24 protein-coding genes are annotated in these 24174 nt (G+C 55.6%); 7 read left to right on the plus strand and 17 right to left on the minus strand.

Annotated elements, in window-relative coordinates:
- Positions 1 to 23 precede the first annotated feature (23 nt).
- The 12 genes from RBB81_RS16590 to RBB81_RS16645 all read right to left on the minus strand — a co-directional run bounded on the left by RBB81_RS16590 (position 24) and on the right by RBB81_RS16645 (position 13122).
- A complete protein-coding gene (locus RBB81_RS16590) occupies positions 24 to 893 on the minus strand; it encodes a hypothetical protein (protein WP_353071416.1) in 870 nt (289 codons plus the stop codon).
- Positions 894 to 961: 68 nt separating this feature from the next.
- Entirely contained in the window at positions 962 to 3376 is a 2415-nt protein-coding gene (pnp, locus tag RBB81_RS16595) for a polyribonucleotide nucleotidyltransferase (protein ID WP_353071417.1), read from the minus strand.
- Positions 3377 to 3676: 300 nt separating this feature from the next.
- Complete coding sequence (gene rpsO / locus RBB81_RS16600; RefSeq protein ID WP_158944128.1) at positions 3677 to 3943, minus strand: 30S ribosomal protein S15; 267 nt, start codon at positions 3941 to 3943, stop codon at positions 3677 to 3679.
- Between the two features lie 119 nt (positions 3944 to 4062).
- A complete protein-coding gene (locus RBB81_RS16605; protein WP_353071418.1) occupies positions 4063 to 4752 on the minus strand; it encodes a dienelactone hydrolase family protein in 690 nt (229 codons plus the stop codon).
- Between the two features lie 957 nt (positions 4753 to 5709).
- Complete coding sequence (flgL, locus tag RBB81_RS16610) at positions 5710 to 6612, minus strand: flagellar hook-associated protein FlgL (protein WP_353071419.1); 903 nt, start codon at positions 6610 to 6612, stop codon at positions 5710 to 5712.
- A gap of 49 nt (positions 6613 to 6661) precedes the next feature.
- Positions 6662 to 8074 carry a flagellar hook-associated protein FlgK gene (gene flgK / locus RBB81_RS16615; protein WP_353071420.1) on the minus strand — a complete coding sequence of 471 codons (1413 nt, stop codon included), beginning with the start codon at positions 8072 to 8074 and terminating at the stop codon, positions 6662 to 6664.
- Between the two features lie 250 nt (positions 8075 to 8324).
- Positions 8325 to 8633, minus strand: coding sequence for a flagellar biosynthesis anti-sigma factor FlgM (gene flgM / locus RBB81_RS16620; RefSeq protein WP_353071421.1), 309 nt, complete (start codon positions 8631 to 8633; stop codon positions 8325 to 8327).
- Positions 8634 to 8673: 40 nt separating this feature from the next.
- The gene (locus RBB81_RS16625; RefSeq protein WP_179583916.1) at positions 8674 to 9000 is read right to left on the minus strand and encodes a hypothetical protein; all 327 of its coding nucleotides are present in this window, start codon (positions 8998 to 9000) and stop codon (positions 8674 to 8676) included.
- Complete coding sequence (locus RBB81_RS16630; protein ID WP_353071422.1) at positions 8997 to 10172, minus strand: flagellar basal body P-ring protein FlgI; 1176 nt, start codon at positions 10170 to 10172, stop codon at positions 8997 to 8999. The genes RBB81_RS16625 and RBB81_RS16630 overlap by 4 nt, the downstream gene beginning before the upstream one ends.
- Positions 10173 to 10183: 11 nt before the next feature.
- Entirely contained in the window at positions 10184 to 11005 is an 822-nt protein-coding gene (locus RBB81_RS16635; RefSeq protein WP_246373430.1) for a flagellar basal body L-ring protein FlgH, read from the minus strand.
- 560 nt (positions 11006 to 11565) lie between these two features.
- Positions 11566 to 12354 (minus strand): flagellar basal-body rod protein FlgG, encoded by a 789-nt coding sequence (flgG, locus tag RBB81_RS16640; protein ID WP_179583918.1) that lies wholly within the window; start codon positions 12352 to 12354, stop codon positions 11566 to 11568.
- Positions 12355 to 12402: 48 nt separating this feature from the next.
- On the minus strand, positions 12403 to 13122 hold the full coding sequence (locus RBB81_RS16645) for a flagellar hook-basal body protein (RefSeq protein ID WP_423248026.1): 720 nt from the start codon (positions 13120 to 13122) through the stop codon (positions 12403 to 12405).
- 202 nt (positions 13123 to 13324) lie between these two features.
- Here RBB81_RS16645 and RBB81_RS16650 point away from each other — a divergent pair, with 202 nt between their 5' ends.
- The 6 genes from RBB81_RS16650 (at position 13325) to RBB81_RS16675 (ending at position 17493) form a co-directional block, all read left to right on the plus strand.
- Positions 13325 to 13678, plus strand: a complete 354-nt coding sequence (locus RBB81_RS16650; RefSeq protein WP_246373429.1) for a response regulator — start codon at positions 13325 to 13327, stop codon at positions 13676 to 13678.
- Positions 13679 to 13784: 106 nt separating this feature from the next.
- Complete coding sequence (locus tag RBB81_RS16655) at positions 13785 to 14237, plus strand: chemotaxis protein CheX (protein WP_179583921.1); 453 nt, start codon at positions 13785 to 13787, stop codon at positions 14235 to 14237.
- Positions 14238 to 14865: 628 nt separating this feature from the next.
- Entirely contained in the window at positions 14866 to 15528 is a 663-nt protein-coding gene (locus RBB81_RS16660) for a TetR/AcrR family transcriptional regulator (protein WP_353071423.1), read from the plus strand.
- On the plus strand, positions 15488 to 16000 hold the full coding sequence (locus RBB81_RS16665) for a GyrI-like domain-containing protein (protein ID WP_179583923.1): 513 nt from the start codon (positions 15488 to 15490) through the stop codon (positions 15998 to 16000). The genes RBB81_RS16660 and RBB81_RS16665 overlap by 41 nt, the downstream gene beginning before the upstream one ends.
- 261 nt (positions 16001 to 16261) lie before the next feature.
- Positions 16262 to 16717: a YybH family protein gene (locus tag RBB81_RS16670; protein ID WP_353071424.1), complete on the plus strand. Its 456-nt coding sequence runs from the start codon at positions 16262 to 16264 to the stop codon at positions 16715 to 16717.
- A gap of 308 nt (positions 16718 to 17025) precedes the next feature.
- A complete protein-coding gene (locus RBB81_RS16675) occupies positions 17026 to 17493 on the plus strand; it encodes a GyrI-like domain-containing protein (RefSeq protein WP_353071425.1) in 468 nt (155 codons plus the stop codon).
- Positions 17494 to 17890: 397 nt separating this feature from the next.
- On the opposite strand, the gene RBB81_RS16680 is transcribed toward RBB81_RS16675, so the two are convergent.
- The 4 genes from RBB81_RS16680 to RBB81_RS16695 form a co-directional block, all read right to left on the minus strand.
- Positions 17891 to 18850 carry a hypothetical protein gene (locus tag RBB81_RS16680; RefSeq protein WP_353071426.1) on the minus strand — a complete coding sequence of 320 codons (960 nt, stop codon included), beginning with the start codon at positions 18848 to 18850 and terminating at the stop codon, positions 17891 to 17893.
- Positions 18851 to 18996: 146 nt separating this feature from the next.
- Entirely contained in the window at positions 18997 to 19917 is a 921-nt protein-coding gene (ftcD, locus tag RBB81_RS16685; protein ID WP_353071427.1) for a glutamate formimidoyltransferase, read from the minus strand.
- 37 nt (positions 19918 to 19954) lie between these two features.
- On the minus strand, positions 19955 to 20704 hold the full coding sequence (locus tag RBB81_RS16690) for an acyloxyacyl hydrolase (RefSeq protein WP_348641528.1): 750 nt from the start codon (positions 20702 to 20704) through the stop codon (positions 19955 to 19957).
- A 79-nt stretch (positions 20705 to 20783) separates the two neighbouring features.
- Positions 20784 to 21533, minus strand: a complete 750-nt coding sequence (locus RBB81_RS16695; protein ID WP_179583931.1) for a YebC/PmpR family DNA-binding transcriptional regulator — start codon at positions 21531 to 21533, stop codon at positions 20784 to 20786.
- Positions 21534 to 21833: 300 nt separating this feature from the next.
- Between RBB81_RS16695 and RBB81_RS16700 the strand changes: the two genes are divergently transcribed.
- Positions 21834 to 22811: a hypothetical protein gene (locus tag RBB81_RS16700; protein ID WP_353071428.1), complete on the plus strand. Its 978-nt coding sequence runs from the start codon at positions 21834 to 21836 to the stop codon at positions 22809 to 22811.
- Between the two features lie 106 nt (positions 22812 to 22917).
- On the opposite strand, the gene RBB81_RS16705 is transcribed toward RBB81_RS16700, so the two are convergent.
- Complete coding sequence (locus tag RBB81_RS16705) at positions 22918 to 23760, minus strand: alpha/beta fold hydrolase (protein WP_353071429.1); 843 nt, start codon at positions 23758 to 23760, stop codon at positions 22918 to 22920.
- Positions 23761 to 24174: the final 414 nt, after the last annotated feature.

The raw sequence follows: 24174 nt of genomic DNA on the forward strand, positions 1-24174 counted from the left end.
GCAGAAGTCTACACAGAAAAGTATCAACGAAGAGACAGCATCGTCTCTTCCTCGCCAGTCTTCAAAGCCAGTAGCATCCCCGCACCAGCCGCAAGCAGTACCACTCCGCAGATCACCCTCACCGTCAGCTCAGGCCGCATCAGAGCATAACTCTCCAGCAAGGTCAGTAACGGAATCACCAGGTACCGAGCAGCAAAACGCACCGGCATCATCTCCCGCAGCAACCACACCAGCAACACCACCTCCGCAACATCCACCAGCGAAGAAAGCGACACCACCGAAGCCAACCCGCTCCACCGCCAAACGAACTCCTCCCTAACCGCACTGGAAACCAGCAGAAACACACCGTTGCTCAGACAAATGATCGCAACCGCCTCCGTCAGAACCAACCCACGCAGCAGCCGAAAAAGCCACACGCTCGAAAGCCCAACCGACACCACGGCAAGACACACCGCCCCCTGCATCAACCGCCCACGAAGCGATCCAGAGAACTCGAGCGGCAACAGCAGAAGAAGTCCGCCGAGTCCCACCAAAGCTGGAACAAGAAACCGCCGAGCCCCACGCTCCTCGTCTCCAGCCGCAACCACCATCACCACAACCACAGGAACCATGGCAAACAACGCCGACCGGCTGATCTCCGGCACACCAACCCGCGCCCACTCCCCCACCACCATGGGAACCCCAAAGAACCCCACCCCACCCGCAGCCACCCGCGGCCCCACCCTCCGAAACCGAACCCGGCCTCGCACAAACAAAAACGCAACTAACCCAATCAACCCATAACGAAGCCCCTGCAACTCAAGCGCAGGCAAACCCTCCGCTCGAGGAACGACCCAGGACGTAGCCGACAATATACAAAGCGCTGCAAACGCAAGCCACACGCGTCTAACCATCTCGACTCTCACCCAGAGACAGAAAGACCGCGCGAAAGTGCGCGGTCTCTCCAATCCGTTAGGAAACCTTACCGATTGCCGCCGCCCGAAGGAGGAGCACCGGACCCGGAGCCCGGTCGACGACCGCCGCGACGACGTCTTCCGCCCCCCGGCCGCCGCTGCCCACCAGGTCCATTCGGCCCCGGAGCTCCGCCCGCCTGAACAGGAACAGCGCCCTCCTCGCGGTTAAAGTTGGGCTCTTCCGTCGACTCGTCCCCATCATCGTCGAAGTCCTCACCGTCATCGTCGCTTCCGGCAACATCACCGACAACAGCGTCTTGACGACCCTGTCCACCGGCTGCGACGCTGCCTCCATCCGTACCAATCTGACCTGGCTCCGGAAGACCAAGCTTGGCGCGCTGTTCACGCAAAACAGCTTTTCTGGAAAGTTTGATCCGATTCCCTTCTATCGCAAGAACCTTCACCAGAATCTGATCGCCTTCGCGGAGTTCATCCTTCACTTCCTTCACGCGATGCTCTGCAATCTCGGAGACATGCAGAAGACCATCGGTTCCGGGGAAGATCTCGACAAACGCCCCAAACTCCGCAAGACGAACCACCTTCCCGAGATAGGTCTTCCCAATCTCAGGCACAGCAGTCAGATCGCTGATCATCTGGATCGCGCGCGCAAGACCATCCGCATCGCTCGACGCCACATTGACCCGCCCAGTGTCGTCCACGTCGATCTTAACGCCCGTGGCATCAATGATGCCGCGAATCACCTTGCCTCCCGGTCCGATCAAATCGCGGATCTTATCGGTTGGAATCTGCAACGTGTGAATGCGTGGAGCAAACTGCGACTTCTCCTGGTTCGCGCCCGAGATCACAGCATCCATCGTATCCAGTAGGAAGAGCCGACCCTTACGCGCCTGCTCCAGAGCCTCCCGCATGATCTGCGGAGTGATGCCCATGATCTTGATATCCATCTGCAGCGCCGTGATTCCGTTACGCGTACCCGCGACCTTGAAGTCCATATCGCCATAGTGATCTTCCGCGCCGGCGATATCGGTCAGAATGGCATAGTTCTCGCCTTCCTTCACAAGACCCATCGCAACGCCCGCGACCGATCCCTTGATCGCAATACCAGCCTGCATCAGCGCAAGCGACGCTCCGCACACCGTAGCCATTGAGGACGATCCATTCGACTCCAGGATGTCTGAAACGACACGCAGCGTATAAGGCGACTCATCCTCAGCCGGCAGCACTGCCTCAATCGCACGCGAAGCCAACGCACCGTGACCGATCTCTCGCCGGCCCACGCCAGACATACGACCGACTTCACCAACCGAGAACGGCGGGAAGTTGTAGTGCAGCATAAAGCGGCGCTTTTGCTCTCCCTCATAGCTCTCAAGGCGTTGCGCATCATCCGTGGTGCCCAGCGTTGCACTCACCAGCGCCTGCGTCTCACCGCGTGTAAAGAGGGCCGAACCGTGAACGCGCGGGAGCACACCAACCTCGATGCTCAGGTCACGAATCTTATCGAAGGCCCGATGATCCGGACGAATTCGATCATGCAAAACCTGGTCGCGGAAGATCTTCTCGCGCAAAAGCTCATAGTATTTGCTGAGCTTCTTTGCAGCGGCTGCATCCCCTTCAGGGAGATCCTTCTTCAGTTCATCCTTGATCGTCTTGACCAGCGCATAGCTCTCGAACTTCGGGTGCTTCTCGGTGTCGAGGGCATCTTTCAACTGCGAACCAACCTTTGCCGTCAGCTGATTCAGATACTCGTCATCAACTTCAACTTCGCTGACGGTGCGCTTGGTCTTACCCGCGCGAGTAACGAGGTCTTCAATCGCCGCGCAAATCTTCTTGATCTGCTCATGAGCAAACTCAATCGCATCCACCACACGGTTTTCTGCGACTTCCTTTGCACCGGACTCGATCATCACGATACCGTCCTTCGTACCGACGACCATAATGTTCAACTTGCTCTGCGCCCGTTCGGCGTACGTAGGATTCACGACAAACTGATCGTCGATCAGACCGATTCGCACCGCACCAACCGGACCGTGAAAAGGAACATCGCTCAACGCCAAAGCGCAGCTGGCGCCATTGATGCCAAGCACATCGGGATCATTTTCTTTATCCGCGGAGTAGACGAAGGCAACAACCTGAGTTTCATTGCGAAACGCCTCAGGGAATAGCGGGCGAATAGGGCGGTCGATCTGACGGCTCGTCAAGATCTCCTTTTCACTCGGACGGCCTTCGCGCTTGATGAACCCACCCGGGATACGGCCGCCGGCATAGGTAAATTCGCGGTATTCAACTGTGAGCGGGAAAAAATCGATTCCCTCTTTCGGATCGGGTGAGGCGGTTGCCGTCGCCAGAACTACGTTATCGCCGCTTGAAGTAAGGGCCGCACCGGGGGCTTGCTTCGCCATGCGTCCGGTCTCGAATTTAATTTGCTTGCCGCCGGCAAGCTCAACTGTCACATCCTGTTTCATGTTGCCTCTCTTCTCTCGTGTTCTATCGATTAAGCTTGAATCGCGTCATCCGTTGATCGGGCGCGAAAAAGCGCAGCTCGACGCTGGCGACTAGTAAGCCGCCAGCAAGCTGCGCTGGAGTAGGTTGTTCATGAGCCAACACCCGCGTGACTTGAAAACCAGGGATACGGCACCGCGGCGTCCCATCGTCAGCAACCCCGGCGACAAGGTCTTACTGGACCTTGCACGAAGTTGGCAGCCGAATGAGAACGGGCCGTGTATGCTCCCATAGTTTGAACGGTTTCTCCGGGGATGTTGCGGTTACTTGCGGATTCCGAGTTTGCCGATGACCTCGCGATAACGGTCCGCGTCACACTTCTTCAGGTAATCAAGCAAGCGGCGACGCTTACTCACAAGCATCAGAAGCCCGCGACGCGATCCGTGGTCCTTCTTGTGTGCCTTGAAGTGTTCCGTCAACTCGCCAATACGCTCGCTCAAAATGGCGATCTGAACCTCTGGACTCCCGGTATCTGAGTCGTGCGTGCGGAACTTCTCAATAATGTCTGTCTTTTTAGCGGATGCCAACACAGCTGTTTCTACTCCTAATCTTCTTTCTAATTCACTCTTAGTGTCCACATAAGGATAGCACCGCTGGCGAAACCGGGCAATCGAGAGCCGCCAGCGATGCTAACGATTTTTGGGAGCATTTATGCGATATGCGTCTTCAAAAACTCGAGCGAACGCTCTCGTGCCAGCTTGGTCGACGCGGCGTGGTAACTGCTCGGATCGACGTCACGGTTAAAGGCGTGCCCCGCACCTTCGTAGAGGAAGACCTTCACCTCAGGATGAGCCGAACGAACTGCCTCTACCTGATCCTGCCCAATATGGCTATCGTTCGCTCCGAAGTGCAACATCACCGGGCAGCTAGGATCTTCTTTCGCCACCGACCCAATCCCACCCGCATAGTAGCCGACGCAGCCGGAAGGCTGCATTTCATAGTCTTTGCCGCGCGTTGCCACCAGCCAACTAGTCAACCCGCCGTAACAATAGCCGATAACACCAATCTTCTTGCCGGCTTGCTTAGCCCACTGATACGCCGCGGCCACATCCATCAGCGTCGTCTCGGGCTTCAACATGCCATAGAAGTTATAGGCCCGCTTCATATCCTCGGGCTGGTACGTCAGCTGTACACCAGGCTCGAACCGGTCGAAGATCGCAGGCGCAACCACCAGAAACCCATCTTTGGCATACCCATCCGCCACGCTGCGGATGTGGGCGTTGACGCCAAATATCTCCTGCACAAGAATTAAAACCCCGATTGCTTCCCCACTGGGCCTTGCAACATACGCTCCCAGTTCATGACCGTCTTTTGCCTTCAGCTTGATCCACTCATTCATAACTCCATCATATCCAATCCATCGAGCTGTCTGGCCCCGGTGGGTTGTCAAATAAAGGTAAAAGTCACCCTTTGAAGCCGCGAGATCTTCAAGGGAGATCTGCTGTCTCCTGGTTCTAATTGTTTGTTGAGTCGGTGTAACTTTTGATCTCGCGCGTCCAGCGAAGAAATCGAAAGAGTTGTTTTTTTTCTCTCCAGAACAGGTTCCAGAAATCGAGCGCGCGTACGGTATCCGCGCGTTGGCCCGAATAGGTCTCGAGTCTCCATCGCAGATAGGGGCTTCGCCACGGCCTCAATCTGTTACCGCGCGTCGCGTTCCAAAGAAATCTCACCTCTGCACCCATCAGGAGTCCTCAAATTAAAAGTATAGGCACTACCTCAAAGGTGTTTTGCCGTTGCCTGTTCTTTTGTTGTCATCCCCGAAGGGGATCTGCGGTTGCGGTTGTCGTAAGCATTTGCCGTTGCCTGTCTTTTGTCTTCTCTATCGTCCAGCCCCCGGCCATGACAATTACTTTTTCTAACTCAGGCAAAAGCGACAGTTGCACAGTTCAAGAGCAATCGCAGGCAAAACCGCTCAGCCCTGCAGTTTCTGTCAACCCCAAAAACTCCTAACTCCAGCCTACACAGTCACATACGCGTGGCGCATGAGTCATACCATTCAGCTATACTTAAATAAGAGATTGTTAGGAAGCCCCCGATAAGAATCGGGGCTTATTTTTGTCCGACGCGTTTAAAGCAGCAAGTCACCTGAATTGAATACTTTAGCTTCAAACCTTTTATAATGAATACTCTGCACTCAAAGCGGGGCGCAAACACATGAAAACAGATACTTTATCAATTGAAGGGTACGGGGTGGTACATAAAGTCCATCTTCGGAGCTAGATAGCCAGCAAGCGTCCCGCCGCGGCCAACGAACTGCTCGCATCCTGGAGCAGCGGGACAAACTGCCGGAATCCGTTTATCTCATGAGCTGAAAGAGGTCTTGTTGGTTTGCCAGGGTATTCATGACGCTAAGCAAGGCCTGATGTTGAGTCTCGGCAGACGACAGTTGCGTCGCCACTACCGCCGGATTTGCGGAGACCAGACTGCCCTGCGCCACCAGAAGCTGACTTTCACTGGTCTGTGCAAAGGTACTGGCGGAGTTGAGCCGACTCAAAGAGCTATCGAGTATTTGCCGCTGATCGGACAGTTGACCAAGAGCGGTGGTGAGCGCGGCCGTATCGGTCGAGAGGCTCGCGGTCGAGGCGCCACTCGAAATATCGCCGATCAATTGACTCAGAGCGCCCATAATCCCGGTGGTTCCCGAACCGAAGACAGAGGAGCCCGGCAGATTGATTGGAAGCTTTTGTCCGCCTGGCACTTCGACGGTTTGCACATTGGTGTCGCCGGCGTAGGTAGCTGTCGCTGGAGTGGCGACGGTATTGAGCGTAAAAGGCTGAACGGACCCCTGGCTACCGCTGAACAGATATTGCCCCTGATAACTGGTATTCGCCAGCGAGACCACCTCACTGAGAATTCCGCTGAGCGATTGAGCAACGCTGGCGTTGTTCGATGCGTTCTGCGTTCCGTTGTTGGCTTCCACCGCGAGCGAGAGCGCCTTGTCGATCTGAGTCACCACGTCGCCCAAAGTCGAGTCTGCCACCTGCATCATCGATCCCACCCCGGTAGCTGACTGAACGAACGTGTCCGCTTGTTCGATCTGACTGGCCAGGAGGGTGCTTTGCGCAACGGCAACCGGATTGTCCTGAAGAGATTGGATACTTAGTCCGCTTGATAGCTCGGACGTCAGGTTGTTAATCATGGAGCTGGACTGGTTGAGTGCCCCGGTAAGGCTGCTGAGATAAGTTGGATCTACTCGCAAGATGCGCTCCTGATTGGTAGTTCGTTAAGTCGAAGAGTGCCTGGGCCTACTAGGTCACTGTCGTTTGTTCACCAAGATTGATTGCGCTCGCCATCAGAGTGTCAACGATCGAGAACACCTGAGATGCCGCTTGATAGGAGCGCTGATATTGCGTTAGATTCGATGCTTCTTCATCGGAAGACACACTCGAGAGCGAATTGCGCTGCGTCGTAAGCTGAGTGAGCGTAGCCTGCTGGGTTGTATTCTCCGTGGTCGCTCCAGATGCATCGCTGCCAACCTGATCGAGGAATGAGGCGAGGAAACCTGTGGCCGTCTGGCTCCCAACCACGTTCGTCGTAGAAAGATCGGCGAGAGTAGTGGCATTGCCGTTGCCCGAAGACCCCTCGCCCGCAGAAGCGGCCGCGACGGCCCCTGGGGCAGTTGCAGACACCGCAATCGATGCAGCAGAACCAGTCGCACTGCCCGGCAGGCTGAAGAGCGCCAATCCTGGGTTTCCGCTACTGTCAACACCCAGCTCGTTCTGCTGATTTACTGCAGTTCCAAGGGAAAAAGCTAAGTTATCTAATGCCGCTGAATAAGCCGGCAAGTACTGATCCCTCGCCTGCAAAGCACCACCCAGGTCTCCGCCGCTGAGGTTTGAAGTTACGTCCTGAGGAGGATCCCCTGCCAGCACGTCCGTGTTGCCTCCCACCTGCGTCGTGCTCACTTGAAAGGACTGATCACCGCTAACCAAAACTGCTCCACTGCTTGTTGTCAGAGCAATGCCGTTGTTTGAAGTTGAAATTTGATCCAGTCCAACGAGCTGAGACAGTTGATCGATATCCTCCTGCCGTTGGTCTTCGAGACTGCCAGCATCCCCATTTGGATTGCTGCTGGCGATCTTAGAATTAAGAGAGGCTATCGAAGATGTGAGGGAGTTTATCTGACTGACATCGCCGCTGACTTTCTGATTGAGACTAGTCGATATCTGGGAAAGCTGACTCGATGCGGTATTGAATGCGCCGGCTAACGCGCTCGCTGCTGTTAGTACTTTTTGCCGCGTTGCTGTGTCAGACGGATTAGCCTCCAGTGAAGACAGAGAACTGAAGAACCCGTTAATTGCGGTGCCAAGCTGAGACGACGCTACGGCTCCCGACCCCGTTGAAGCCGAGGTCAACCCGAATATGTTTTCTACCTGCTGCAAAGCAGTTTGAAGCGCTGTGCTCTGCGCCGTGGCCTGTGTTTGCTGCTGTACGCGCTGTTCAAGAACGCGATCCCTCTGAGACGAAACCGTAGCAGTGACGCCTGAGCTCTGGGCCATCCCACTGAGAGAGACGGAATCCCCCGACTGGAAACTTACGACCTCGCGCGTGTAGCCAGGCGTGAGTTGATTCGCAACGTTGTTAGCGGTCGCGTTCAGCGCAGCCTGGTCTGCCAGTAAAGCTTCGCTGGCTATATTCAATAATGACGTTAGTGTGCCCATTGGTCTCTCGTGTCTCTCCCGTGCAGGTGGTGAAGTGCAGCCAGATTCGACTCACAATTTTGAACAATGAGTTCAAGCAGATGCTTCTTTGCCAAAATTGAACTTAGGCTACCTGTGCTACATACGATGCTGTATTTCGCAAGCGCTGAGATCCGCTCTTCCAGGGTTTGTAGTCTATTCAGATCCAAAATGGTGAGAGCCTTAATCGTCTCATCGAGTGCGTCAGCCACTGTCTGATCAATTGCCATAGTTATTCCAGTAAGGACCGCATGATCTTGTCTGCCACGTCTGACGAAGACACCGTGTACCTTCCAGCGGCGATCGCTTCCTGCAAAGATGAAACCTTCGCAGTTCGTGTATCTGAAGCTCCAAGAGACTGAAGTACGAGGCCGCCCGTTGAACTCAAAGCCGTATCGTCGGCGCGGCCTACATTTGCGCTAAGTGCTTCAGATTTGTCGTCCACGGTCCCGGGCGCGTTCACGGTTACAACCGGCTGCGCTTCAGATAGAGTGACCGCGTTGGCTGTCTGTTGACTGCCAATTCCACTTATATAGCTCATGATGAGCCTCCGTCTACATGACTATATCGACATCCAACCCTCAAACTTTAGTACCCGAAGGTTTTCTTTCTGAGTCTTGTTGATGCTCTTTAGTGATCTGCTTCACTACGCTTCGAGCGATCCCGAAGCCGCCACCCTTCGATATCGCCTTTGCAATAGACTCCGTCCCGAAGCTGCTCATCGTGTCGGAAGCAGAGTCGTCATTCTTCTCTTCTTCTCCCCAACTACTTTGCCCATGCTGCATTGGTTTTAACAGCTCCTGCAACATTGTCGCTTCGAATTGTTGTGCAGCATCCACCAGCTTGGCTTGTTTTTGTCTTGGGACGTCGGAAACAGATGGGATTGAGACATCTAACTCTATTTTCATAGGACTTCAATCTCCGCTTCCAATGCGCCCGCAGACTTCATCGCCTGAAGAATCGAAATGACGTCCCGCGCGGAGGCCCCGATCGTCTGGAGGCTTCGAACCAGGTCGTCCACAGTAGCTCCTTGCTTTAGCTCAATTCGGTTGACCGGTTTATCTTGAGCGTCGACTCTTGTCTGCTGAACGACCTGTGTCGTGCCACCTGAGGAAAATGCGTTTGGTTGTGATACTTGAAATTCGCTCACCACGTTGACAGCTAATCCACCATGAAGGATAGACACCGGCTGCAAGACGACGGTCCCGCCAATAACTACCGTTCCTGTACGCTCATTGACAACCACCTTTGCGCGAGGAAAGACAGGTACTTCTATGGACTCAACCTGAGCCAATAGGGCTGGAACCTCTTCACCGACGGCCACCAGCAAATCAATCCTTCGGCTATCGAGAACGTGGGCAGCAGGTCGTCCTAACGAATGATTAATCGCAAGAGCCATCGCTTCTGCGCTACGAAAATCGGCGTCGTTCAACAATATTGAGAATTGCTTTTTCCCTTCCAAATCAAGCGGGACGCCGCGTTCTACCATCGCTCCGAACGGTACTCTTGCAGTATTGGGGTGATTGTATTGTTTTACGTTTCCATTAACGTTAATCGAATATCCCCCGACTACCAATGGTCCTTGCGCCTGTGCATATATTTTTCCGTCCGATCCATAGAGAGGGGTCATTAGGAGTAGTCCGCCCTCGAGGCTTCTCGCGTCACCCGCCGAGGAGACCGTAATATCCAGTTTGGTGCCTGGACGAGCGAAGGGTGGCAACGTGGCCGAAACAAAGACTGCAGCAAGATTTTGTACTCTAATCGCCGATGCTGGTACGCTGACTCCCATGCGCAGCAACGTTGACGCCAATGTTTGAGCAGGAAAGGTTGTTTGCTGACTGTCGCCGGTACCTTGAAGGCCGACAACTATGCCGTATCCAACCAATTGATTGTCACGAATACCCTCGATTGAAGCGACATCTTTAACGCGCGCCTGCCTTGACGTAGATGTTGTCGCATCTGAAGGAAGAGCACACCGAGCCGAAGCAATAAAAAGAATCAATAGACATGCAAAGGAGATTGGGAGTCTTGGGAGGTTTTCATCTAACTCTAGTTTTTCCGGCTTGTTAGCAACATGCATGGAATTCCTCATTAAAAAACCAACACCTTTTGGAGAAGACGAACCAAGACATTTTGACGATGGGTGTAATCGTTGATAATTCCCTTCCCGCGTACTTCAAGCTCCAGACTAGAGATCGCTGTCGATAGAACTTGATTTTGTTGGGATATATCCTCGGGACGGACTAGTCCTCTCAAAACGATCGTCTGTGTCTGCTGACTAAACTCCACCTGTCGAGCTGCCTCTATCACGAGCATCCCATTCGAAAGAACCTCTATCACTTGCCCTCCAAACGTAGTGCTCAGGCTCGAATTAGTTGCACTTGTTCCCTGCGCGTTAAGTCCTGACGAGGACGTTTGATTGATTAAGTTTTGCAACGCGTTCCCCGCATGCAGAGTGCCGATTAGACCAGAGATGGAAGAACTGGCGTTGGACGCTCGCGAGTTCTTCACCGTGCCGTCCGTCGACGCTGCAAGGCTCTCGGAGACCACGACCGAAATCAGATCATGTGGCCGCATAGCCCGTACATCCGTGTTGATGCGAGTAAGCCTTCCACTGTCAGTCCAGATAGATCCTGGTGCAGGCTGGATGTTGGAGTTCTCCGCCCGCACTCTCTCCAAATAAGAGGACAGGGAGGCTGCAGCCACATTAGGCTTCGGCTCAATCAATTTATGGATCGCTTCGATCTGTGCCTGCAGCGAGGGAAACGTCAAAAACAACATCACCGGGACAGCGATTCTCGCTGCGAAACGATTTGATCTTTTCTGGCCCAACAACACCAAAGAGGGTTGATTTGTAAGTATTTCGACCTTATCGAGCACTGGCTTACGGATGAAACTAGTAAATAAACTCATCCCTGGGATCCCCCTCATGGTTTCATCTCCACATCAGACGGCCCTCGAACGATGCCGGAGAATTGTTCCGCTATCGTCTGGTCGTCTGTACCTCTGCGCAAGAGTCGCACTTTTATGAGATCGCCCAATCCGCCATTCCCTTCTGAGATCCCGGCGACTTCAATCCGTAAGAAGCTTTCTTGCCTCCAAAGCCGAACAATTTCGCCGGCACGAATTAGGACAGAAGAAGGAATATTGTTTACACTTCCCTGCTCTCTGAGTCGTATCGGCGGAATTGAATCGGGCAATGGAAGAGCGACCGCGGGCCATCCTGGATGACCGCAATGAATAATCGTCGCCCAACTCTGCCTCAAAACCGGGTCGGACTGAATCCTCGCCACACGATAACCACCGCTCTCCAATATCGAATACGATGAGCTCGTGACGTCCACGGCTATCGCATCAGTTGGCGTTTTGTAACAGACTGCGAGAGCTGTACTGGTAAGCCATGTTCCGTGCAGTAAGAGAAAAGAACTTCTGCCAATCGTTTTGAATACTGAGAAGGTATCGGACATGGCGGTCTACCGAACGAGACCATTAATCTGTGAGTACATGTCATCGGCGACATGTATTACTTTAGAGTTACTCTCGTAGGCACGTTGCGCCAGAATCATTTGCACGAACTCTGCGACAACATCAACGTTCGAATTTTCTAGATACCCTTGCTGCAGTGTTCCTATTCCGCTGGTCCCCCCAGGAGTGTCCGTGATGGGATTGCCGGAGGATGCTGTCTGTTGCAACAAATTACTGCCGATGGAACTCAGGCCACCCGTATTAGGGAAAGTTGCAAGCTGAATGGTGCCAAGCTGCGCGGCGTTTGTCTGTCCAGGAAGCGTTGCAGTTACAACGCCGTATTGAGAGATCACGACATTAGTAGCATTAGACGGGATCGTGATCGCAGGCAAGATCGTATCCCCAGAAGAGGTTACAATCGTGCCCTGACTGTTCAAGTGAAAGTTCCCAGCGCGCGTGTAAGCAATGGTTCCGTCGGGAAGAGAAACCTGGAAAAATCCCGCGCCTTGAATCTCAAGGTCATATGGGTTGCCGGTGTTGTTAGGATCGCCCTGCGTCATAATTACTTCGCTGGCTGCTGTCTTGGTACCAAGACCAACCTGCAAGCCAGCCGAAAGAGTCTGCTGTGTCTCGGCGGATCCGGGAGTGACCAGATTTTGATAGATCATGTCTTCAAATTGCACTTGACGCTGTCTGAAACCCGCAGTCCCCGAGTTCGCCAGATTGTTTGCGATGGTATCTAAATTTGTCTGCTGGGCGCTCATTCCACTTGCGGCTGTATAAAGTGCACGAATCATTTCAAGCTCCTTGTCTTGTATAGAACTCTATAAAATATGGACTTTTGGTCAAACTCGAGGAAGATCTTCTGACGCCGTTTTATCGAAATCATTGTTGAAGACGCTCAACGCTTTTTGCATCATCTCCGCCTGTCGTTGCACCAGCACCAGTTGCATCGTGCCGTGAACGGCATCTTCATTAGCTCCTTCTACCGAGCCCTGTTCTACCGAAACATTCGCTGCAATGGGTTTTGTTTCATTTGCAGAAAAGCGATTAGAACCTTCAGCGGAGAGAACTGATTTATCTGAAAAATCGAAGGCTCCAACCTTGCCTACAATTACGCTGCCGTCTGTTGTAGAGACCGAGATGTTCCCATCGGGTGACACGTAGATGTTGCCTGTTGGGATGGTGATGGGCTTGAGGTTGGCGTCGAGCACTGCCTCTCCCCGACTTGTTTGCAGCACTCCCTTGGGGGAGCGGGAGAAGGCTCCGTCTCTTGTGTACCGGATGCCGTTGGAGGTCTGGATGGCGAAGAATCCTTGACCTTCCAGGGCGAGGTCCAGCGGATTGCCGGTGGCTTTCAGCTCTCCCTGTCCGAGATCCAGCCGATTTCCGCCTAGAACCCCGAAGCCGTTTACGGATTGGCCGACCTGGGATGCCGTCGCGGGGTCCTGATCGATGCCTCCCGCAAGAACCCCGCTGAAGTAGTCGCGCTGAGCACGAAAGCCAGAGGTTCCTGCGTTGGCCAGGTTGTTGGCTGCAGTGTCGAGCGCTTGCGTGCGTGCCAAGAGTCCTGTGTATGCTGCGTAGAGTCCGCTGTCCATGCCACAAGCCTATGCAGTTCGGTGGCCGAAGTTGGAGAGGCGATCGTTAGAAAGCGCTAAGGGCAAGATCGTTCAAGGTTGCAGTTGATCTGCCGATACAGCAATCAGACCAGAAGATATGTTGGGAGGGTCGGTGCGAGCGCTAATTATTGATGATTCGGCGGTAATGAGAAAGGTAATCGAACGGGCGTTGCGACAGGCAGGCCTCGAACTCAGCGAGGTGTTGCAGGCTTCGAATGGTGAGGAGGCGTTGCAGACTCTTCGAGACAATCAAGGTTCGGACGCACTTGCGTTGATTCTGAGTGATATCAATATGCCGGTGATGGATGGACTGCAGTTTCTGGAGGCCCGGAAGCAGGAGAATCTGGCGCAGGGCGTTCCGGTCGTGATGATTACGACGGAAGGCAATGAGAGCTTCGTGCTGCGGGCGATCGCTGCGGGTGCACAAGGCTATATTTGCAAGCCGTTCACGGCCGAGCAGGTGAAGGCGCGGGTGCTTCCTCTGTTGCGGGCAGCGTAAGCGGTTCTGGTGTTGCTCGTCGTTGTTGAAGCTTTCTGTTGGACCTTTAGTTGAGAGCTGTTTGATTTATTCCGGAACATAAACCTGGAGCGGGAAGAGGACGATTGTGTCAAATACGCAGGATGAGGCAGTGACTCGGCTGGATTCGGCTGTCGCGGAAGTTTTTGAGACGATGCTGGAGAGAAGCTGCGACCCTTTGGAGGGCGAGGTCGACACGGTGGAGGGGCGGATCGTGGCAAGGATTCAATTTACCGGGGCCGTGGACGGCGAGTGCCTGTTGTATGCGAGTCAGGCTACTGCGTCGGTGACTGCGGAGGCGTTGCTGGGAACGCCGTCCGAGCCGCACGATCCGATGGTGGACGATGCAATCGGGGAGCTTTGCAATATGATAGCCGGCGGCTGGAAGAGCAAGCTCGCCTCGCCGGACTCCAACTGCTCGATCTCGACCCCTGCCGTTACTCGGGATGGGCTCGAGGGATATCAGGCTAAGTTTGGGACCAAATTCAGCCGGAAATATTCGTTCCAGGGTAACGTGTTCGGCGTTGTACTCGCGTTCTAGGGAAGTACCTCCCCGGGGGTATTTGACCGTAAATCATTTTGATTGAACGATTTGCCAAAATTAGCTCTCTGCAAAATAGTCATTTCAAAAGGGTTGCGCGCAAATTCGTCCAGTCAAAGGACTTACGTCAACTTCCTCTTCGGAAGATCGCTGAAGTCAATTTTCTGCACTCTCTGTACTAAGTATAGCTTGCGGGATACAACTAATACGCCACGTGTATCTTACTGATGGAATGGGGCTTAGTTGAATATAGGGCTTGACAGATTTTTGCCCCGACGGTGACTACTCGCTTCGCGCACAATTGACACGGGTAGGCGCAGATGGAAAGAGGCAGCCGCGTATCGGGCAGACAATCGAAGCAGCAGATCCCTACGGGATACTGCGGGGATCCGCAACGAAGAACGGGCAACGGCAATAACAAAAGCAGATCCCTACGGGATGACAACAAAAGACAGGCAACGACAAGGGCAAGGGCAACCGCAGATCCCCTTCGGGGATGACAACAAAGGGACAGGCAGCGACAAGGCAACAACTGAGGGTTTGCGAAAGGCCTAATGTGAGGCGAAATATGGATTGACAGCATACCCACTAGTTGGTATTTTATTTCACAACAAACAGAAGGCCTCTCATGATCGACAGTCGGCACGAATCGAAGACGAAGTTTCTGGATGCAGCGATGCACGTCATCCGCGTCAAAGGATATAGTGCGACACGCATTGAGGATGTCTGCGAAGAGGCGGGGCTGACCAAGGGAAGCTTCTTCCATCACTTCAGGAGCAAGGAGGAGCTAGCTCTGGCTGCGGCCGACCACTGGAGCGAGGTTACTGGTGGCGTGTTCGCGTCCGCACCCTATCGCGAGTTGCCCGACCCGCTGGATCGCGTTCTAGCTTATGTGGACTTTCGTAAGGCGATTCTCCAAGGAAGAACGTTGTGTGACTTTACCTGTCTTGTCGGAACGATGGTGCAGGAGGTTTATGACACGAATCCTCTGATACGAGAGGCATGCAATAAGAGCATCAGCACTCATGCGGCGACCGTGGAGGCGGACATAGCGGAGGCTATGCAGAAGTATGGGGTTGATGCTGAGTGGACCGCCCAGAGTCTTGCGCTCTACACGCAGGCGACGCTACAGGGAGCGTTCATTCTCGCGAAGGCCAAGGGCGGCCCTGAGATCGCAGTTGCTTGTATTGATCACCTTCACCGTTATATTGAGATGTTGTTCACTCAATCTGATTCGAGGAGAGTTCTTCATGACAGAAGTTCCACAGCAAGGAGACAAGACACCTTCTGAGGAGTTGGAGACGCCACGGTTTGAAGACGGAAAGCCTATGCTGCTGGCTGGACTGCGCGGGGAGTACACGATGGCAACGATGAAAGAGATTCCGGCGCTGTGGCAGCGTTTTACTACTTATTTAGATAAAGTCCCAGGTCCGGTTACCAAGGTAGCGTATGGGGTTTGTTTTCCTTCGTCGGATGGTTTTGGCTACATGGCGGCAGTGGAAGTACGGAGTGCAGAGGGATTGCCTGGAGAGTTCAGCGTGGTGACGATGCCTGTCGAACGATATGCGGTGTTCACGCACAGCGGCCACGTCTCAAAGCTTCCGGAGACCTGCCGTGCGATTGAGCACGAGTGGCTGCCAAAGTCTCGATACTCGTTTGCGCTGGGGACTCCGGGGTCGCCGGGTTTCTTCGAACGCTATGGCGAGAGCTTCGACGCGAAGATCGGCGCGGGCGACGTCGAGGTCTGGGTGCCGATTCGGTAGTGCTCTGAACCTAAAGCTCGACAGCACACAAACTACGTCCAGAGGCAGCAGCATCTTGAAAGGGCGATGAAGATTGGACAACGGCCTGAAGAGGGGGCGGAAAAGGACGAGCGGTTTGGGCAGGATGGAGTTCGTCGGGATCCTTCGCTACGCTCAGGATGACAGCAAAGGCTTGAGCGTTCAGGATGACACAGGGCTAATGCGCCTCAAGGATGACAGCAAAGGCTTGGTATGGGCAGCTAATTAGAGAGGAGAACCACGATGGCGACAGCAACGATGCAGACCGATGTTTCGAAGGATCAGGCCGAAGTTCTGGCAGTGATCGATCAACTCCGCAAGACGAATCATGACAAAGATGCCGCTGGATTTGCGGCGTTGTTCGCGGCGGATGCGGCCGACTACAATCTGGCTCCGCCGCTATCTCATCTTGGAATCGATCGCCGGGAGAAACAGGCGTGGTTCGATTCCTGGGATGGGCCGGTGGAAGTGGAAGCGCATGATTTTGAGGTGACAGTCAGCGGCGATGTTGCGTTCTGTCATGGTTTTATGCACATGAAAGCGACCGCAAAGGCGGGGGCGCGGCTGGTCAGCTTCTGGATGCGTTCCACTCTTCATCTGAAGCGGGAGGCTGGTCAGTGGAGGATCACACATGCGCATACGTCGGTGCCGTTTTACATGGATGGCAGTTTGCGGCCGGCGTTTGATTTGCAGCCTTAGCTAGTTTTGAAACCTTGATCTGCCTAAAGACGGGTGTACCCGACCATTTCTCAATTCGATTTGGAAATTGGCACACAGAACGAGGGATAGATGTGACAATCGAGACGCCACAGGCTGTGGAGACGGTTGCGCCGCGCCGGATCCAGAACGGCAAAGGCTGGAGTGTTTCGGCTGAAAGGTTCGAACGGTATGGGCAGGTGGAAGGCGTCGGGATCCTTCCCCATTCGACTTCGCTCAGGGTCTGGATGACGACTTGAAAGAGTCTGCCGATTGCGTCGTAATTAGCACAAAGAACCAGAGGAGACGAGATGATAGAGACACCAAAGATCGTTGAGACGGTTGCACTGCCAATGGCCTTCCTTCATCTCACGGTGCCGACCTCGGAGATTCAAAAGGTCATGATTCCTGGATTGAACGAGGTGAAGGCCGCGGCGTCCGCGCAAGGGGTTGCCGAGGCTGGACCCTGGTTCACCCACCACCTGGTCAAGCCAAAGGGGACCTTTGATTTCGAGATCTGCGTGCCGGTGGCTGCGCCGATTGTGGCTGCGGGCAGGGTGCAGGCTGGGGTATGGCCTGCGATGAAGGTGGTGAGGACGGTCTACCACGGAGATTACTCGGGACTCGGCGCTGGGTGGGGCGAGTTTGAAGCCTGGATCGCAAAGAATGGGTATAAGACGGCAGAGGACCTGTGGGAGCGATATCTTACAGGCATGGAAGCTGGTCCGGACCCAGCTAACTGGCGAACGGAGTTGAATCGACCGCTTGTGGGGCGTTGAGGAAAGGAAAACGTAGCAGATATGGTTACAAATATAGGGATCTTCGCTTTCGACAAGCTCAGGGCGGTATGACAGCACAGCCGTGCGACGGTAACGGGAAGAACACAGGCAATTGTCTGGTGGGATGACTTTGGGTGGAGGCAGAACGGGAACGGCTAGAACGGTATGGGTGGGTGGAATGTGCCGGGATCCTTCACTCCGTTCAGGATGACGACTTCAGATGTGGGTGGAAAGGGACGGGCGGTTTGGGCAGGCGGGAGTTCGTCGGGGTCCTTTCCCTTCGACAAGCTCAGGGTCAGGATGACGGCAAAGACCTAACCTGCGATGAAAAGCCCGGTCCGTAAAGTGCGGACGCCGGGCTTTTTTGCGAGTTGCTTCTTTGGCAGTTCGTGAGCGGCTACTTGACGACTGACTGGAAGAGCGGTGAGGTGAGCAGGCTGGCGAACTGGCTGTCGGAGGAGGAGTAGTCGACGGTTAGAGTGCCGGCGTTGGAGTCGATGGTGGTCTGATCGAGGGCGGATTTCTCGAGCGGGGTGCCGGAGTTCTTCTTCAGGATGGAAACACCCTTCATGAGCGTGGCGGCGGTTGCGGCGGTGATGGTGTCGGACATGACGACGGCCATGTCGAACTTGACGCCGTTCTGGAAGTCCATGGTGTAGCGGCTGCTCTTCATGCGGTTCTTGACGGTGTCGTAGTCGGCGAGTTGTGCGGCGTCACCGAGGACGCTCTTCATCATGGTCTGCGTGCCCTTGGCGTCGAGGAGGCTCCAGACGGCCTTGGTATCGACGACGTTCATCTCGTTGACCATGTCGCCGTTAGAGAGGAAGTTGGGAGTGATACCGTCACGGGCGTCCATCGCTTCCCTGACGGCGTCCTTGTCGCCGAAGACCATGGTGGTCTGGTTGAGGAAGACGACGCTCATGCCGTTGGAGCCCATGGGGTAGACGCTGTTGTTGCGGATCATGGTGGGCTTGACCTTGTTCTTGGTGAAGTTGGCCATGACCTCGCGGGTGTGGAACTGACCCTGGGCGATGCCTACGATGCGGGTTCCGTCGCCTTTCTGGTCGCGGAAGGCGGCGAAGGCGAGGACGTCGGCATCCTGGTCGACTTTTAGGCCGGAGCCCTTGAGCGCGGTCTCGAGGCGCTTCAGTTCGGGCGGGAGGACGCGGTCTTTGAGGTCCATGGCGGCGGGGGAGTTCTGCATGGCGCGATAGTCGACGACGATGAGCTGCTGAACTTCCTTGGGGGTGGCCGACTTGGCGTCGCTGGAGAGCTGAGCGGCGGAGGCGAAGTTGGGGGCCATCATGGTCGCCATGACGACGGCGGTGGTGAAGAGGTTGCGCTTGATTGTGTTCATTGTTTCCTTTACTCCTTGAGCTACTGGCAGTGTAGCCGCAATACCACCATTGTTCCGTGAATACGCGCTAGTTGCAAGACTGGATGGGTGAGGTTTCTGTTAGCAAGCTTGCTACTTTCGTGGTAGAAGGGGTGGCTTTGGAATAACTAGTGCTGAGGCCACGCGATGGGGGAGTGGAGTCTGCGCTCGAGGACCTTGCCGTCGGGATCGAAGCCGGTGATTTGACGAACCCAGTTGGAATCGGGCTCATAGGCGGCTTCGGGGATGAGGCCGATGAGCTCGGCGTCTTCGATGAGGACGCCGTGGCGTTGGGCGAGGTGCTGGACAGTGGCGTGGACGTGATGCATGGGGGTGATGCGGAAGTCGGTGACGTTCATGCTGACCTGGGCGCGGCCGTTGGCGAGGACGCCGATGGCTTTGACGCCATGGAGGCCGCCGTTGGCGGCGCGGATGTCGCGGGCGATGGCGCGGGCGGCGGCGATGTCGGGCTGGTGGAGGTGGATGTTGTAGGCGATGAGGAAGCTGCGGGCCCCGACGGCGGAGGCTCCGGCGGTCTCGTGGAGTTCGGGGCCGCCGATGTCGGGGCGGCGGGTGGCGTCACGGAGGGCGGCGTCGCGGAGGCCTTCGAACTGGCCGCGGCGGACATCTTCGAGAAGGACGCGGTCGGGGCGGGCGGCAGCGGCTCCATAGAAGTAGACGGGGACGCCGTAGCGACGCCAGATGAGGAGGCCGGCCTGGCGGGCGAGGACGGCGCAGTCGGCGAGGGAGGCTCCGCTGACGGGGATGAAGGGGATCACGTCAGCGGCACCGATGCGGGGGTGGACGCCGTTCTGGGTGGTGAGATTGATGAGTTCGGCGGCTTTGCCAGCGGCGCGGACGGCGGCTTCTACGATGCCGGTGGGGGACCCGGCGAGGGTGACGACGGAGCGATTGTGAGCCGTGTCGAGGGACCAGTCGAGCAGGCGCACGCCTTCGACCTGGGTGGCGGCGACGATCTGCTCGACCTTGGCGGCGTCGGTGCCTTCAGAGAAGTTGGGGACGCACTCGATGATGGCTTCTGGGTTCATGGGTAGCGAGTCAGCTTAGTTAGCGAAAGATACATGGTTATTTCCACCAGGTGTAGCCGAGGGAGAACTGAACACTGGCGTTGACGCCGGGGTTGCGGTCTCCGAGGGAGGCGCTGGAGATGTGGACGGCGTTGGCGCTGAAGTCGATGGAGCGACGCGGGCGGAGGAAGTAGTGGAGGCCAACGCCACCCTGGGGGGTGAAGTTGAAGACACTGGCGTCGGCGTATTTGCCGTCGTTTTGCGAGTTGTAGGGTGGTCCGCCGAAGGCTGGGTACTTATGGTTTGTCCAGAGGAGACCGCCAGCGGCTTGTCCCCAGAAGGAGAATTTCTTTGTGCCGACGACGTTCCAGCGGAGGATGATCGGGGTGACGGAGGCTCCGGTGAAGGTACCGCCTACGGTGTAGAAGGGGGTGCACTGCTCCGGGGTGCCGGGCGGGTTGGTGCAGAAGGGGCGCTGGAACTTTGGTGTGTAGGACTGCCAGAAGGGGAAGACTTCGACGGCGTACTCGAAGTTGCCGCGCAGGGGGCCGTGGCCCAAGTTGGGGGTGAGGACCTTGCCGGCGTGGACTCCAGCCATGAGGAACTTGAAGTCGTTGCGATTTTCAGTGACGCCGATGCCGCCCTGGACGAGAGCTCCGATCTCGAAGGGCTGGTGGCCTTTGGGATCGAGGAAGGGATTGTTCTCGTTACTGACGATTGCCTGACCGCAGGAGGGTCGGGTGGCGGCTAGCAGGAGGGCGAGGGTCCAGAGGGCGGTCGCTCCGAGGCGTGCGAGTTGCTTAATCACTTAGGTCTCCGGTGTTGAGCACAACAGAAGAAGGCCGCCTGTGAACGGCGGCCGTTGGGGGTTTAGCTACCGTTTTGCATCAATGGCTGGCGTTGGCGACTGCAGCTTCGTCGAAGTCGAAGTTGGAATAAACGTTTTGCGTGTCGTCCAGATCTTCGATGGTCTCGAGGAGGCGGATCATGGCGTTGGCTTGAGTGCCTTCGAGTTTGGTGTAGGTCGAGGCGATCTTTGTAACCTCAGCGTGTTCGGGGGTTATCTTTGCGGCCTTCAGGGCTTCGGTGACGGCTTCAAAGTCTTTGGGATCGGTGAGGACCTCCCAGTTTTCGCCTTCGTCGGAGAGATCTTCGGCACCTGCATCGAGGACGATCTCGGTGAGCTTGTCTTCAGATGCAGCTGATTTTGCGATGGTGATGACGCCCTTCTTGGTGAACATCCAGGAGACGGAGTTGGACTCTCCGAGGTTTCCACCGTTCTTCGAAAATGCGTGGCGGATCTCGCTTACGGCGCGGTTTTTGTTGTCGGTGAGGACGTCAACAATGAGAGCGACGCCGCCGGGGCCGTAGCCCTCGTAGGTGATCTCTTCGTAGCTGACGCCTTCGAGTTCGCCGGTGCCGCGTTGGATGGCGCGCTTGATGTTGTCGGCGGGCATGTTCTCGGCCTTGGCGGCTGCGATGGCGCCGCGGAGGCGGGGGTTGCCGTCGGGATCGCCTCCGCCGGTCTTGGCGGCGATGGTGATTTCCTTGATGAGGCGGGTGAAGATCTTGCCGCGTTTGGCGTCTGTGGCGCCCTTTTTGTGCTTAATTGTCGCCCATTTTGAGTGGCCGGACATGGACTACCTCGGTGTTGATTTTGCGTGTGCCTACGATCGGTTGCGGGCTTGCGCGACCTTGTGATTTTAGCATGTTGAGGAGGGGATCATGCATCCTGTTAGGAAAGGGTGTTCCCGCTGTCGCGCGAATGCCCACATCTCAAAATCGAGATATGGGGCACCCGCCGTCTTTGAGGTTTTGGCAAGTTGATGAGAGCAAGCGCGTGCCGCGGGCTGTGTAACTGTTTCGTCGGCGGACGAGTCCTATTAGAAGATCGAGCGATCGGGCAGACTCCGGTTCGAGGTTGGGATGAGGTGTTTGTGGGGCTGAGAACCGTAGCGATGTGCGCTTGCCTGGCGTTGCTCTGGCCGGCTTGCGTGGGATGCGCGCAGAGTGAGAACACTGCGGGTGGCCACCGGGGATGGCGGGGGGAGCGGATCGTCGCATCGCAGAGCTTTGGCGAGGGAGGGGCGACGATTCAGGTGGACTTCGCGGCGGGCGATCTTGATCTTTCGCAAGCAGAGGTTGTCTCGTGGGTTCACGAGTCGGCGCATTCGGTGGCGGTGTACTACGGCAGGTTTCCGGTGGTGCGGGCGCGGGTGGTGATTGAGCCGATCGCCGGCGACTCCGATTCGATCCACGGTACGACGTGGGGTGACATGGGTGGCTTCCCTGCCGTGACGCGAGTTCGGCTGGGACAACATGTGACCAGAGACGAGCTGAGGGATGACTGGGTGATGACGCATGAGTTTGTGCATACGGCGTTGCCGGATCTTCCGGATGATCAGCATTGGATGGAAGAGGGGCTGGCGACGTACATCGAACCGATTGCGCGCGCGGGGACGGGCAGGCTGACCGAGGCCAGGGTGTGGGCGGAGTTTTTGCACGAGATGCACAATGGCGAACCGGAGCAGAGTGATCGCGGCCTGAATGAGACACAGACCTGGGGGCGGACGTACTGGGGTGGAGCGATGTTTTGTTTGATGGCGGATGTTTCGATCCGACGTCAGACGAACGACAGGAAGGGGCTTAGAGATGCTCTGCGCGCAGTTGTGGACAGCGGGGGTGGAATTGATAAGGACTGGCCGCTGTCGCGAGTATTGCAGATCGGGGATCGCGCAACCGGGACGACAGTATTGACCGATATGTACGCGAAGTGGAGCGAGAAGCCGGTGGATGTGGATCTGCCGGAGTTATGGAAGGAGTTGGGTGTGAGTGCGGGTCCGAATCATGGAGTTGTGTTGGATGCGAAGGCTCCTCTGGCCGCAGTGCGAGAGTCAATTAGTGCGTCGAGGTGACAAATTTTGGAGGGAATGGTGAGAGCAAAAGCATCCCCTACGGGATCACGAGCCAATATTTTCAAGTTTCCGATAACGACGTTTTGCAGGGACAGCAGCCCTCTTGTTAGTTCGGGAGACCACTGAGAAATGCAGTCATCTCCTTCATGACCTCTTTTGTGTTGGAGTGGAAGATGAAATGATCGGCCTCCGCGATACGCACTACGCGAGCTTTCGGAACTGCTGCCTGGAACGCGTCGGCTTGGGCGCTCGTTGTTTCGCCAGGCGAGCGAGGAATGGCGAAGATGGCTAGGGTCGGAACAGGGATCCCAGTGAACTTCTGCGCTCCATTGACCAGCGCTAAAAGAATGGACGGAGGAGGAGGCGCATCTTTCGGGCGAGGCGGAAGAACAGGCTGAGAAGCAAGCTTCTGATCCACCGCTTTCAAATCTTTATCAAACCTTGCTACGGATGCTTCTAGGCCAGCAAAGTCGGAACGGGTCTGGAGCGTAGCAGAAAACAGCAGGTTCAAGTGCTGCTGAAGGTCTTTCGCATCAATGATCGGATCGCCAAGGGTTGGCGAGTACAGCGCGTATGGGTATCCCGCCTCTAAATAGATAAGGCCACTGATTTCTTCGGGATGACTGGTCGCGATCGAACTAAGTTCTTCGCCGGCCAGAGAGTGACCGACCAGAACGGGTCTGTTGATTTTCAGTGCTGTGATCACCGCGAGGACATCTTTTCCAAGACGGTCTGCCGAGTAATTTTCTTCGTCTGGTGTAGGAGCGCTTGACTTTCCGAAACCGCGCCGCGAGATAGCGAGCACTCGATGGTTAGGTAGAAACATTGGTGCGAAGTCGTCGAACTCGTGACCATCCAGGCCCATTCCCGACAGGAAGATTAGGGTACGTCCCGAACCGCCAAAATCCAGCACTTCGAGTTTCACGTTGCCATCTACTGCGATCTGCATTGTCTTATGCGGCGTGAGGTCCGGCGGTACAGGACTCTGAGCGGCCACAGCGGAACAGAGAGAGATGAGGGTAGCCAAGCAAAGTTGAGTCCGTAACAATTGTGGTTCTCCGGTAGGAATAAGCTAAAGACGTTTTGTTCCTCTAAATGTCACGGACGGTCGTTCCCGTGAAGTCAGATTTTCGGCAAGTTCAAACTCTGGACGTTGATGAACCGGATGCAGAAGAGCTTGGCGTACGATTTTTGACGCTTGGTTTGATCACCAACAAAAACAACGACAAGACTGCTGTAATGTTCCGGAAGAGGGGGCGAAATGCGGGGGTCTCTCCACTGCGCTACTCATGATGAGGCTGTGAGTAGCTTCGGTCGAGATGAGTTTTAGAGAGGGGATGGAAAAGCAAATGCAGATCCCTAC

The organism is Tunturibacter gelidoferens (assembly GCF_040358255.1).
Classification (GTDB): Bacteria; Acidobacteriota; Terriglobia; order Terriglobales; family Acidobacteriaceae; genus Edaphobacter; species Edaphobacter gelidiferens.

What these genes read in the sequence shown, in the direction of transcription:
- RBB81_RS16590 (WP_353071416.1), bottom strand. Translation starts at nt 893, where the DNA reads ATGGTTAGACGCGTGTGGCTTGCGTTTGCAGCGCTTTGTATATTGTCG.
- pnp (WP_353071417.1), bottom strand. Translation starts at nt 3,376, where the DNA reads ATGAAACAGGATGTGACAGTTGAGCTTGCCGGCGGCAAGCAAATTAAA.
- RBB81_RS16605 (WP_353071418.1), bottom strand. Translation starts at nt 4,752, where the DNA reads ATGAATGAGTGGATCAAGCTGAAGGCAAAAGACGGTCATGAACTGGGA.
- flgK (WP_353071420.1), bottom strand. Translation starts at nt 8,074, where the DNA reads ATGGGCACACTAACGTCATTATTGAATATAGCCAGCGAAGCTTTACTG.
- flgM (WP_353071421.1), bottom strand. Translation starts at nt 8,633, where the DNA reads ATGAGCTATATAAGTGGAATTGGCAGTCAACAGACAGCCAACGCGGTC.
- RBB81_RS16625 (WP_179583916.1), bottom strand. Translation starts at nt 9,000, where the DNA reads ATGAAAATAGAGTTAGATGTCTCAATCCCATCTGTTTCCGACGTCCCA.
- RBB81_RS16630 (WP_353071422.1), bottom strand. Translation starts at nt 10,172, where the DNA reads ATGCATGTTGCTAACAAGCCGGAAAAACTAGAGTTAGATGAAAACCTC.
- RBB81_RS16635 (WP_246373430.1), bottom strand. Translation starts at nt 11,005, where the DNA reads ATGAGTTTATTTACTAGTTTCATCCGTAAGCCAGTGCTCGATAAGGTC.
- flgG (WP_179583918.1), bottom strand. Translation starts at nt 12,354, where the DNA reads ATGATTCGTGCACTTTATACAGCCGCAAGTGGAATGAGCGCCCAGCAG.
- RBB81_RS16650 (WP_246373429.1), top strand. Translation starts at nt 13,325, where the DNA reads ATGAGAAAGGTAATCGAACGGGCGTTGCGACAGGCAGGCCTCGAACTC.
- RBB81_RS16660 (WP_353071423.1), top strand. Translation starts at nt 14,866, where the DNA reads ATGATCGACAGTCGGCACGAATCGAAGACGAAGTTTCTGGATGCAGCG.
- RBB81_RS16665 (WP_179583923.1), top strand. Translation starts at nt 15,488, where the DNA reads ATGACAGAAGTTCCACAGCAAGGAGACAAGACACCTTCTGAGGAGTTG.
- RBB81_RS16670 (WP_353071424.1), top strand. Translation starts at nt 16,262, where the DNA reads ATGGCGACAGCAACGATGCAGACCGATGTTTCGAAGGATCAGGCCGAA.
- RBB81_RS16675 (WP_353071425.1), top strand. Translation starts at nt 17,026, where the DNA reads ATGATAGAGACACCAAAGATCGTTGAGACGGTTGCACTGCCAATGGCC.
- RBB81_RS16680 (WP_353071426.1), bottom strand. Translation starts at nt 18,850, where the DNA reads ATGAACACAATCAAGCGCAACCTCTTCACCACCGCCGTCGTCATGGCG.
- ftcD (WP_353071427.1), bottom strand. Translation starts at nt 19,917, where the DNA reads ATGAACCCAGAAGCCATCATCGAGTGCGTCCCCAACTTCTCTGAAGGC.
- RBB81_RS16695 (WP_179583931.1), bottom strand. Translation starts at nt 21,533, where the DNA reads ATGTCCGGCCACTCAAAATGGGCGACAATTAAGCACAAAAAGGGCGCC.
- RBB81_RS16705 (WP_353071429.1), bottom strand. Translation starts at nt 23,760, where the DNA reads ATGCAGATCGCAGTAGATGGCAACGTGAAACTCGAAGTGCTGGATTTT.